This is a genomic window from Microlunatus sp. GCM10028923 (assembly GCF_042666975.1).
Taxonomy (GTDB): domain Bacteria; phylum Actinomycetota; class Actinomycetes; order Propionibacteriales; family Propionibacteriaceae; genus Microlunatus.
In genome coordinates this window covers 463,690-474,964 of sequence record NZ_JBHTFF010000006.1, presented here as the reverse complement: position 1 = coordinate 474,964, position 11,275 = coordinate 463,690, and the positions used below count along the sequence as shown (strand labels likewise).

Sequence of the window (11,275 nt, the reverse complement as noted above, 5' to 3'; positions counted from 1 at the left end):
CCTCTCTGCGGCAATCGGTCACCGATCAGGCATCAAGTCCCGGCAGCCACGTTACAAAGAGACCTCGTTGGGCCGTGTCCCTATCAGCGGTCACTCGACGCCACCCGACCCGGCGACAACACCCCCCCGGATCATGCGAACGACAGGGGCAGTAAGTCATACCAGGCCCGGCGACCGTGGCCCTTACCTCAAGAGCCACCAGAAAGGTAACGGGGGCGGTCGTTTTTGATCTTTGGGGGACCGAGTCCCCCAAACCCCCTGCGTTCCTGATGGTGTGCGTTTCGTGGGTGTGGGGTTCCGGTGGGGACTGAGTCTTCCTAACCTCTGCCGCGGGTGAAATGCGCTAGCGCGGTCGATCGATGATCGATAGCTTGTGAAGGGCTCCCTGAAGGCTCATCGCCGAATTGCTCCCCCTGACATAAGAACCCGCAGTCGGGTCAGGATCACTAGGGGATAGGTCGGTACCAGGGATGGTTCCAGCGTCGGTTGTCGAATGGGTCATGAGAGCGGTCGCTCCAGGTGGACGGCTGGTCGAGGTGGTACCGCTTCCTGGTTGGTCACCGGCACCTCCGCGATTGCTCTGGATCGAGGGTCCGCAGCGCACCACCCATGTGGTGCTCCGCACCGAGCCGCTGGGTGCGGAAGCGCAACTCCGATTTGTTCGCGAAGTACGAGCGCTGGCGCTGGCCGAGGACCATGCGCTCGCGGCGCCCAGACTTCTCGCCGCCGACCTCGACGGCAGCGAGACCGGGCACCTCGCCACGATCGTGACGGCCTTGCCAGGTCGAAGCAGTCCTCAGATCACGGATCCAGAGCAATTGCGCGCCTATGGTGCCGCGGTCGCGTCGTTGACCTACGTGCAAGGGGGTCTGCGCGACGGACTTCCGTTGCTGGACGGCCCGATTGACATCGATCACGCGGCTAGGGACCGCCGGGGTGCCCTGCGCTACGAGCACGGCACGGCATCCGAGCGATCAGCAATGATCAACCAGGTCTGTGCCGACTCGGGGATGGCACCAGCCGAGGCGGAGCGGTCGATCATCGCTCCGAAGGGTGGGCGGTCCAAGCTGCTGGAGTCGGCCGAAGCGCGGCTGGCTCTGCTGCCGGAGCCGGCCGCGGACCCGGTGCTCGTTCATGGTGACCTGCACCTCGGCAACACCCTCTGGATCGGTCATCACCTGATCGGGATGGTGGATTGGGATGCTGCGGGTATCGGGCATCCGGGAATTGATCTTGGACTAGCCCGGTTCGATGCCGACCTCCACGTCGATCACGAGCTCATCGATCCAGCCACCATTGCCTCCGAGGTTCTTGCCGGCTGGCAGCAGGTCACGAGGGTTCGCCTGGATGAGGCGACGGTCGCGTACTGGGACGTCCGGGCCGCTCTCAACGCGCCCTGTGAATTCGGGCCGAAGGACGGCAGCGAACCCGCACGACGAGACAGGTTTCTCAGGTCGGCCCTTGATCAGCTCTAGCTCTTTCCGGATGATCATCCGCTGGGATCGCGGATGTTGGTCCATGATTGATCATGGGCATCGGGCGGGCATCGCTTCGGCGGCTGCTGGCATCCGGGGATTCCCAGGTTCGCCTCAACGCTGCGGTGCGGCTCGCCTACCTAGGGTTCTCGGACGGGGTTTCGGAGCTGGTACGTGGACTTAGCCACCCGGAGGCGGCGATCAGACTGGTCCAGGTGCCGGAAGCGCTCGGGTTGCTCGGTGATCTTGGGATCTCACGAGCTCGCGCACTGGTCAGCGAACCGGGTCCGGCGCGTCTCGGCGCGGCGCGGACCCTCGCTCGAGCCGGCGAGCCGGCTGGCGTCGGTGCCGCCATCATCGGTGCACTCTCGGATCCCGACCCGGTCACCCGTGACGATGCCGCGTGTCTGGCCGGCGAACTCGGACAGGCTGTCGCCGACGTGTACGGCGCTCTCGCTGAATCCGAGGAGCCACACGCGCTGACGGCCTCGGTCGCGGTCGGCGGTGCCCGCGCACTCGGAGCCGTGACACGGAGCCTCGCCTCCGCCTCGGACCCGGTGAGACCGCTGCGAGCCCTTGCGGGTCTGGGCGCCGTTGCTCGTGCCAGTCGACCGGCGGTGGCCGCTGTCTTGCGGGACTCCGCTGCGACGTTGCGAGCCCGTCTCACGGCTGCCTACACGCTGATTCGGATCGACGACGACGGTGACGCGGTCGCTGACGTACTGCTCGGGGAATTGACTGATGCCGACCGCTGGCTGCGGATCGGCCTGATCCGCGCGTTCGCCCAGTTGAGCCCGCACTATCCACGGCTGCCCGAGCGAAGTGTCATGTGGCCGGAATGGGAGGAACGACTCACCTTCTCTGCGCTGACCGCGACCGTGAGCACCCGTGCCGAGGCGGTCGTGGCGAAGATCACCGAGCAACTCAGGGACGACGACTCGGAAATACGCCGCAACGCGGCGCTCGCCCTGGCGTTCCACGGCCGCCCGGTGCACGGAGCGGAGATCGAACCCGGCCTGGTCCACGAGGTCGCGACGCTGGTGACCAGGGCGCCCCGTGTGGCCAGCGACCCGACCCGCTGGCCGTGGGGTTTGCACATGGTGCGCCCGGAGATCGACCTGGACGAGATCGCGAGCGCGTGCGAGCGGCAGTGGAGCGCCGCGGACGGAGGCGATCTCGACTACGCGCTCGACGTACCCAAGTGGCAGTTTCTGCACTACCTGGTCGAGCGGCATGGTCTCCTGCTGCACGGTTCACAGGTGCCCGGCATCGACGTGCTGGAGCCTCGCAGCCGGAGCTGGGGAGGTGGCCACGTCTCCGGGCAGCCGGGCGTCTTCGCCGTTGATCATGCGCTGTTCGCCATGTACTTCGGCATCATCGACAAGGCCCGCGTTCCGAACCTGTCGAACGAGATCTCGTGGGAGCGCCGACCCGACGGCCGACTCGAGCGTTGCTTCGTCCTGTCGGCCAACGGCGTCGCCCTGGCGGACCGGCCGTTCTGCGACGCCACGATCTACGTCCTGCCGCCGGACACCTTCAGGAGGAGGGGCGAGCTGACCAGCGTCGTCCCGGTGCGTCCGCTGGCCCGCATCGCGATCAACCCGGCCGACTTTCCCCTCCTCGATCGCTTGTGGGGCAGCGATCTGGGTCCGTTGGCCCACCAGTTCGGCGATCGCTATCCGTTCCTTCGCGATGTCGGTGCCTGGCCGACCAAGACCCTCGACGGCTGAGCCTGTCGGGCGAAGGAGTTCCGATCTGGTGGTGAGAGAGGATCTGGCGAACTCAGGCGGGATGAGGCGCCCTCTTCGCACCTCGCCGCCTGGTGACGTAGGGGAGGGCGAAGAGGTAGAGGCCGGTCAGGAGTTGCAGGGCGAGCGGCGGGAGCGGGGCGTAGACCAGGGCGAACGGCAGGGTCGGCTGGTTGACCGTGGCGACGAACGCGACGATCACGGTCGCGGTGAAGATCATCGACAGCCAGCGGTGGAACTGTCGGATGCGTCTGCTTGCCTTCATCGGTCCTCCTCGGAATGATCTTGGTGAAGATCACGCTAGTGTCGTGGCGACCGGCAGTGCTTCTCGATTCCTGATCGACATTCAGCCCGGGCCAGATCCGGGGCATTCGTTCCGGGTGTGCGGCGGTCAGGGTTTCAGTCCTAGCGTGGTGCCGCACGATCCGCCGTTGAGGCGGCGGGCTTCCAGGTGCAGGTTCTGTGAACGCGCCGGTCCCGCCTCGATGCGTACCTCCTGAGCACCGCGCAGGACTCCGGCACCGAGGGATTCGCCGTCCTGGGCGAGGCTCCACCGAACCTCGCTGTCGCCGTCACACAAGTCGTACACCTGGACGACGACGTAGCCGTCGTGCTTGGTGAGGATATTGGGCCGGCCCCGGTCGATGAGGACATCGATGTCCCGCTGCACCGCCGTGGGACGCCAGATGAATTGTTCGGTCGCGGGACAGACGTAACCGCTGGCGCTGTTGCACACATTCGCCGATTTGAAGGGCTTGGTCCCTTTGATGATCGAGGGATCCGAGTCCCACCTGATCAGAATGAGGAACAGCAGAAACAGGATGGACACCAACAGCGTCAGCCCCGCCGTGCCCACCGCGCCCTGCAGGACACCCATCCCTGGAAGGTCGCGCTTCGCGTCGTCACCGTGTTCGAAGCGCCGGGCCTCTCGCATGGCCAGCAGGCAGGCTCCGAACTCGATGACAGCCCCGACGGCCGCGAGCAGCTTCGGCCAGGTCTGACCGATGCTTCCGCCGACCAGGCCCGTGCTGAATCCCACGATCTGCAGGGCCGCGACCACCGCGCTGAGCACCAAGCCGAACGCCGGACCCCGCAGCTTTCCGATCATGCCGCCCAGCGACCACCGCAGCAGCACCCAGCCGCAGGCCACCACGATGAGCACATGGAAGGCGACCGCCACCCATGGCGTCCAGGTCGTCAGTTCCTCCACAGCCAACTCCCCACAGCTGATTCCTCGGAACCCTACCGGCCACCGGTTCTCGGTCAGCGCCTCCGGCGGGCAAGGGGAACCTGCGAACCCGACGCGGAGAACCTTCTATCCTTCGGCCCATGCGCAGCTACGCCGGAATGCTGGTCATCGCCGGAGACTCCGTCCTGATGGTGCGGGAGCCGGACTTCTTCACCGGCGTGCCCGGGTGGACGGTGCCGAGCGGGACCGTCGAGGAGGGGGAGACGCCGGAACAGACCGCGGTACGGGAACTGATCGAGGAGACCGGCTGCCGGATCGGCATTGATGATCTTGAACTGATCTCCACCACGACCGTCACGTTCAACGGTGGCCGGCATTCCGGCAGCTGGAACTTCACAGCCGAGGTCGCTGCGGGGACCCCGCTGCGGCCGGCCGACCCCGACCGGACCGTCACGGACGCGCGCTGGTTCGCCCGGGATGAGGCGATCGCCTTGCTCGCCGAGGTCGCTTACGGGCCGAAGCGGGAGCCGGCTCTGCGCTACCTGACCGTCGGCGAGCGCGGGCTGGCCTGGACGTTCGAACTGGTCGACCCGGACGCGGAGATTCCGTCCTTCCGCTGGTCCGAGCCGGTGACCGGGTGATGACGCTCTACCTGATCTGCGGCCTGCCCGGGGCGGGCAAGACCACCCATGCCGTGCGGCTCGCGGCGGCGACCGGGGCGATCCGGTTCTGCCCCGACGAGTGGCTGGCCGACCTCGGCATCGACCTGTTCGACGAGCCGGCCCGGGAGCGGCTGGAGAGCCGGCTGATCCGGCTCACCACCGAACTCCTGGCCGCCGGGGTCGACGTGATCTTGGAGTACGGGTTCTGGTCGCGGGCCGAGCGGGACCGCCTGCGGGACCTGGCCCGCGAACTCGGGGTCCGGGTCGAACTGCACGCCCTGGTCCTGCCGATCGACGAGCTGTGGTCGCGGATCGAGCGGCGCAACGCGTCCGACCAGTGGCGGGCCGCGCCGATCACCCGGGAGCACCTGGAGGAGTGGGCCGCCTGGTTCGAGGTACCGACGTCCGACGAACTGGCCCGCTACGACGCACCGGCACCTCGCTGACCGCACGCGGGGGCGGGTGCAATCATGGGCCGCATGACTGTGCCGGCGCACGACGGGACCCCTGACCGCGCCCTCGTCCCGACGGGTGCGAGAGCCCGGGCCCGGGTGGTCGTCGTGCGGGCCATGAACCGGCGCGGCATCCGGCTGCTGCACGTCGCCGATCTGGTCCTGGTTTACGCCCTGCTGCTGCTGATCAGCGCCGGCATGGGCGTACTGCGGCCCAACTTCAAGGCGTTCGCCCACTTCGACGAGTACGTCTGGAAGTACGCGCTCGTCGCCTTCATCAGCCTGGCGGTCTTCTCGATCGGCGGACTGTACGACCGCGAGCGGCGGGTGGTGGTCCGGCCGGCCCTGCCGCGGATGGTGACCCTGGTCTGGATCGCGTCGCTGATCGTCGGCCTGATCAGCTGGCTGATGGCCGACTTCCTGATTCCGCGCAGCGTCCTGCTCGGGTACGCGATCATCGGCCCGATCGCGCTGTCCGCGACCCGGCAGATCTCGCGGTCACTCCGGGAACGGATCGAGGGCCCGCCCCGGGTCCTGCTGGTCGGCTCGGCGGAAGCCACGGCGCTGGCCGAACGTCACCTCAGTGAGGCGTCGGCCGTCGCGGTCGCCGGGCGGGTCGGCAGCGTCACCGGCCTGGAACGCCAGGTGATCGAGTACGCCGCGACGGATGTGCTGCTGCTGGACGGTGACACCCTGCGTGATCTCTACGCGGATTCCCTGTCCAGGTTGGAGAACGACGGCGTCGAGGTGCTGCAGCTGGTCCGGCCGCACGACTCGTTGCTGGGGCTGCGGACGGTGGGGGAGATCGGCGGGATGCCGGTGGTGTCGCTGTCCGCGCACGTGCTCACCCGGTCGCAGCAGCGGCTCAAGCGCTGGATGGATCTGGCCGTGTTGTTGATCACCGCGCCGATCACGATCCCGTTGACGATCATGACCGCGATCCTGGTCGCGGTCCGGGCCGGCCGGCCGCTGCTGTTCATCCAGGACCGGGTCGGCCGCGGTGAAGCGTCGTTCCGGATGCTCAAGTTCCGCACCATGCGCCGCGACGCGGAAGTCGGCGGGGTGCCCGTCCAGGCCGCGACGGACGATCCGCGGGTGATCAAGGGACTCGGCTGGCTGCGCAGCACCCGGCTGGACGAGCTGCCGCAGTTGATCAACGTCCTGTTCGGTCAGATGACCATCGTCGGACCGCGGCCGGAACGGCCGGAGGAGATGGAGGAATACGAGCGGCTGATCCCGGGCTACCGGCGGCGGCACCAGATCGAGCCGGGCATCACCGGCCTGGCCCAGGTGTACGGCCGCTACCACACCCACCCGGAGTTCAAGCTCGGCCACGATCTCCAATATCTGGCGAACTGGTCGCCGATGGTCGACCTGCAGATCATGGTCCGGACCGCCTGGGTGATCTTGACCCGCCGGCTCTAGATTGGACGGCCGCAGCGGTTCGGTGAGCCTCAAGGTTCCTGAGTGGCATCGGCCAGCAGGGCCCGCAGCTCGCCCCGCGGATCGCCGGCCACCCGGAGCCGTTCGTCGATGATCATGGTCGACCGGTCCGGCACCTCGTACTGCGGCCAGTCCGTGCCGTCGGGCAGCAGCGGCCGCCCGGTCTCGGCGAAGGTCGCCCAGGCCGTGGACACGCTGTCGGCCAGCCCGGCCGGCAGCCGCTGTCCCAGCTCGTCGGTGAGCCGGGGATGATCTTGGTGCCGGAACAGGAACGGCAACTCGGCCGAGTGCACGGCTCCGCGCCGAGGGCCGGGACGGCGCGGCTCCCAGGTGAAGAGGTACGCATACGTACGCCCCGAAGCGGCCTGCCGGGCGGCGAGCAGCCGGTTGGACGGCTGCCGGTAGGTCCGGTCAGTGAGGTAGCCCCCGATCAGCTCGGCTTCCGACGCACCCGGAACGAGATCGCCGAACGCCGCCCGATACCGGTCGGCCAGCCCCGGCCGGTCCGGGAAGTCGCCGGTGATCAACTCCGGCAGCTGCTCCGCCAGGCCGGCGACCTCGCGGTCGGTCAGCGCCAGCGGTACGCCGAGCCCAGCCGCCTCGTGCTCGTTGGTGCCGACGACGAGGTCGACCCCGGCGTTGGTCCCGGCCGCCACCGACCGGTACGGCAGCTCGGGCAGCACCCGCCCGTCGACCGTGGGCTGGAACGCGAACACGGTCGCCAGCCGGCCCCGGCTGCGTCGCTCGATCAACCGGGTCTGCGCCTCGAGGAGCGCCTCGGCCGGCAGCTCCAGCAGCCGCGCGGCCTGCCGCTCGGACAGGTCGAGCAGGCCCAGCAGCTCGGCGGTCCGCTCGATGCCGAACTCGGGCGGCTGGGCCCGCTCCGCGGTACCGCTCTGCACGATCGCCCGCCGGAACAACCCCTCGGTGATCGGCATCCCGAGCAGCGTCGCGGTCGCCGCCCCGCCGGCGGACTGGCCGAACACGGTCACCCGGTCCGGGTCGCCGCCGAGCGCCTCGGCATGATCACGGACCCACCGCAACGCCGCCACCAGGTCCAGCGGCGCCAGGTTCGCCGCGTCCCGGAACTCCTCGCCCAGCAGGTGTTCCAGGGTCAGGAAGCCGAGCGCGCCGAGCCGGTACCCGACGGCGACCACGATCACTCCGTGCCGGGCCGCGAGCCGGTCCCCGTCCGACAGTGCGTCCGACGGCGCGCCTCCGATGAACCCGCCGCCGTGGATCCACACCATGATCGGCAGCCCGGTCGCGCCGGGCGGCCGCCACACGTTGACCGCCAGGCAGTCCCGCTCACTCCCGGTGAACCCGTCGTCACCGACCTGCGGCGCCGGTGGTGCATAGGCCCGGGCCTCGCGGACCCCGGTCCAGGGCGGTACCGGGCCCGCGACCCGGAACCGCTCGGCCACCGCGTACGGCAGCCCGAGGAACTCCTCGACCTCCCCGTGCCCCGTCTCCCGCCGCACCCCGCGCACGACCCCAGCCGACGTCGCCACCTCAAGCCCCATGCCCCCATCCTCCTGCGCAGGCCCGGAGCCGTCGTCGGCGAGGGGGACGGACCGGCACCTCCCGGCAGCCGAGACCCGCGGAGTGCGTGCCGGAACGGGGGAGAGGGTGACCTGGGACTAGTCTTTACCCTCGGCTGCCTGACGAAGTGTCAAGACCAGGCCGATCAACACCGAAAGGACCACAGTCGTGTCATCCACGTCGACGCAGAACCCCGGCAGGACCGAACCCCGGGTGGTCGACGGCACGACGACCGGTCTCGACCTGTACGGCGACGACCGGACCGTGGTCGCGGTCCGGGTGGACGGCGAGACGTGGGACCTGCACCGGGAGCTCCCGGCTGGGGCGACGGTGGAGCCGGTCATGATCGACTCCGACGAGGGCCTGGCGATCCTGCGGCACTCCGCGGCGCACGTCGCCGCCCAGGCCGTCCAGACGCTGCACAGCGACGCCAAGCTCGGCATCGGACCGCCGATCACGGACGGGTTCTATTACGACTTCGACGTCGCGGAGCCGTTCACGCCCGATGATCTGAAGTCGATCGAGAAGCAGATGACCAAGATCATCAAGGAGCGGCAGCGGTTCCGCCGCCGCCCGGTCAGCGACGACGAGGCCAGGGCGGAGCTGGCCGCGGAGCCGTACAAGCTGGAACTGATCAACGACAAGGGATCGGCCGGCGCGGACGACGGTGCCAACGTCGAGGTCGGCGCCGGCGAGCTGACCATCTACGACAACCTGCGCCGCGACGACTCGGTGGCCTGGAAGGACCTGTGCCGCGGCCCGCACGTGCCGCACACCGGCTACATCCCCGCCGTGTCGCTGATGCGGACGTCGGCCGCCTACTGGCGCGGAAACCAGGAGAACCAATCCCTGCAACGGTTGTACGGCACCGCGTGGCCGAGCCGGGACGACCTGAAGGCGTACCTGACCCGGCTGGAGGAGGCCGCCAAGCGCGACCACCGCAAGCTGGGCCGCGAGCTGGACCTGTTCTCGTTCCCGGACGAGATCGGCTCCGGGCTGGCCGTGTTCCATCCCAAGGGCGGCATCCTGCGCACGGTGATGGAGGACTACTCCCGGAAGCGGCACATCGAGGCCGGGTACGACTTCGTCAACACCCCACACGTCACCAAGGCGGAGCTGTTCGACATCTCCGGCCACCTCGGCTTCTACGCCGACGGCATGTTCCCGCCGATGCACCTGGACGAGGAACGGCACCCGGACGGCACCGTGAAGCGGCAGGGCCAGGACTACTACCTGAAGCCCATGAACTGCCCGATGCACTGCCTGATCTTCCGCTCCCGCGGCCGGTCCTACCGCGAGCTGCCGCTGCGGCTGTTCGAGTTCGGCAGCGTCTACCGCTACGAGATGTCCGGCGTCGTGCACGGCCTGACCCGGGTCCGCGGGATGACCCAGGACGACGCACACATCTACTGCCTCGAAGATCAGGCGCAGGACGAGCTGATCTCGCTGCTGAAGTTCGTCCTCGAACTGCTCGCCGACTACGGCCTGGACGACTTCTACCTGGAGCTCTCGACCCGGGACCCGGAGAAGTCGATCGGCACCGACGAGGAGTGGGAACGCGCCACCGAGATGCTCCGGAAGGCCGCCGAGTCGTCCGGGCTGGAGCTGGTGCTCGATCCGGGCGGGGCCGCGTTCTACGCGCCGAAGATCTCGGTCCAGGCGCGGGACGCGATCGGCCGGACCTGGCAGATGTCGACCATCCAGGTCGACCTGATGCTGCCGGAACGGTTCGGGCTGGAGATCACCGCGCCGGACGGCACCCGGCAGCGGCCGATGATGATCCACCGGGCCCTGTTCGGCTCGATCGAGCGGTTCATCGGCGTGCTGACCGAGCACTACGCCGGTGCCTTCCCTCCCTGGCTGTCCCCGGTCCAGGTGATCGGCATCCCGGTCGCCGACGAGTACAACCCTTATCTGGAAGGCATCGCGGCGAAGCTCCGCGAGCAGGGCGTACGGGTCGAGGTGGACACCTCGGACGACCGGATGCAGAAGAAGATCCGCAACGCCAGCAAGGAGAAGGTGCCCTACGTCCTGATCGCCGGGGGCGAGGACGCGGCCGCCGACGCGGTGTCGTTCCGGTATCGCGACGGCACCCAGAAGAACGGCGTCCCGATCGCCGACGCGGTGTCCGAGATCGTCACCGCGATCGCCGAACGCCGCCAGGTCTGACCAGCGCCGACGCCGGACGATAGGGAGGGGACCGAGTGGAGCAGGCCGAGGAGCTGCCCGGCGTGCCGGACGCGTTCCAGCGGCTCTGGACGCCGCACCGGATGGTCTACATCCGCGGCGAGAACAAGCCGGAGTCGGACGCCGCACCGGCCTGCCCGTTCTGCCGGATCCCGTCCCGGACCGATGCCGACGGGCTGATCGTGCACCGCGGCGAGCACGCGTACGTGGTGCTCAACCTGTACCCGTACTCGCCGGGACACCTGCTGGTCTGCCCGTATCGGCACGTCGCCGACTACACGGACCTGACCGCCGACGAGGGCCGTGAGCTGACCGAGCTGACCCAGGACGCGATGCGTGCGCTGCGGGCGGCCAGCAACCCCGACGGCTTCAACCTGGGCGTCAACCAGGGCTCGATCGCCGGCGCCGGGATCGCCGCCCACCTGCACCAGCACGTGGTGCCGCGCTGGGCCGGCGACGCGAACTTCCTGCCCGTGGTCGGCCAGACGAAGGCCCTGCCACAACTCCTCGGCGACACCCGGGAACTCGTCAGCCAGGCCTGGCGCGAGCTCCGGACCACCACGAGCCCGGACTGATC

General features: G+C 68.9%; 10 protein-coding genes. 7 read left to right on the top strand and 3 right to left on the bottom strand.

Translation table 11 applies throughout. The features are described from left to right. The first annotated feature begins 575 nt into the window (after window positions 1-575). The gene (locus ACFQU4_RS17755) at window positions 576-1,475 is read left to right on the top strand and encodes a phosphotransferase (RefSeq protein WP_377494237.1); all 900 of its coding nucleotides are present in this window, start codon (window positions 576-578) and stop codon (window positions 1,473-1,475) included. Window positions 1,476-1,522: 47 nt separating this feature from the next. Next, window positions 1,523-3,205, top strand: a complete 1,683-nt coding sequence (locus tag ACFQU4_RS17750) for a hypothetical protein (RefSeq protein WP_377494235.1) — start codon at window positions 1,523-1,525, stop codon at window positions 3,203-3,205. Between the two features lie 52 nt (window positions 3,206-3,257). Here ACFQU4_RS17750 and ACFQU4_RS17745 read toward each other — a convergent pair whose 3' ends face one another. Continuing rightward, a complete protein-coding gene (locus ACFQU4_RS17745; protein WP_377494233.1) occupies window positions 3,258-3,488 on the bottom strand; it encodes a hypothetical protein in 231 nt (76 codons plus the stop codon). A 126-nt stretch (window positions 3,489-3,614) separates the two neighbouring features. Further along, window positions 3,615-4,433 carry a hypothetical protein gene (locus ACFQU4_RS17740; RefSeq protein WP_377494231.1) on the bottom strand — a complete coding sequence of 273 codons (819 nt, stop codon included), beginning with the start codon at window positions 4,431-4,433 and terminating at the stop codon, window positions 3,615-3,617. Window positions 4,434-4,552: 119 nt separating this feature from the next. On the opposite strand from ACFQU4_RS17740, the gene ACFQU4_RS17735 reads away from it, so the two are divergent. From ACFQU4_RS17735 to ACFQU4_RS17725, 3 genes are read left to right on the top strand one after another with little or no spacing between them, the layout of a single operon-like run. After that, window positions 4,553-5,053, top strand: coding sequence for an NUDIX hydrolase (locus ACFQU4_RS17735; protein ID WP_377494229.1), 501 nt, complete (start codon window positions 4,553-4,555; stop codon window positions 5,051-5,053). Continuing rightward, complete coding sequence (locus ACFQU4_RS17730; protein WP_377494227.1) at window positions 5,053-5,520, top strand: AAA family ATPase; 468 nt, start codon at window positions 5,053-5,055, stop codon at window positions 5,518-5,520. Before ACFQU4_RS17735 ends, ACFQU4_RS17730 begins: the two co-directional genes overlap by 1 nt. Before the next feature lie 33 nt (window positions 5,521-5,553). Next, window positions 5,554-6,951 carry an exopolysaccharide biosynthesis polyprenyl glycosylphosphotransferase gene (locus ACFQU4_RS17725; RefSeq protein ID WP_377494225.1) on the top strand — a complete coding sequence of 466 codons (1,398 nt, stop codon included), beginning with the start codon at window positions 5,554-5,556 and terminating at the stop codon, window positions 6,949-6,951. A 29-nt stretch (window positions 6,952-6,980) separates the two neighbouring features. Here the strand turns inward: ACFQU4_RS17725 and ACFQU4_RS17720 are convergent, their stop codons facing one another. After that, window positions 6,981-8,492, bottom strand: a complete 1,512-nt coding sequence (locus tag ACFQU4_RS17720; protein ID WP_377494223.1) for a carboxylesterase/lipase family protein — start codon at window positions 8,490-8,492, stop codon at window positions 6,981-6,983. 187 nt (window positions 8,493-8,679) lie between these two features. On the opposite strand from ACFQU4_RS17720, the gene thrS reads away from it, so the two are divergent. Beyond that, window positions 8,680-10,680 carry a threonine--tRNA ligase gene (thrS, locus tag ACFQU4_RS17715; RefSeq protein ID WP_377494221.1) on the top strand — a complete coding sequence of 667 codons (2,001 nt, stop codon included), beginning with the start codon at window positions 8,680-8,682 and terminating at the stop codon, window positions 10,678-10,680. A 35-nt stretch (window positions 10,681-10,715) separates the two neighbouring features. Continuing rightward, window positions 10,716-11,273 carry an HIT family protein gene (locus ACFQU4_RS17710; RefSeq protein ID WP_377494219.1) on the top strand — a complete coding sequence of 186 codons (558 nt, stop codon included), beginning with the start codon at window positions 10,716-10,718 and terminating at the stop codon, window positions 11,271-11,273. Window positions 11,274-11,275: the final 2 nt, after the last annotated feature.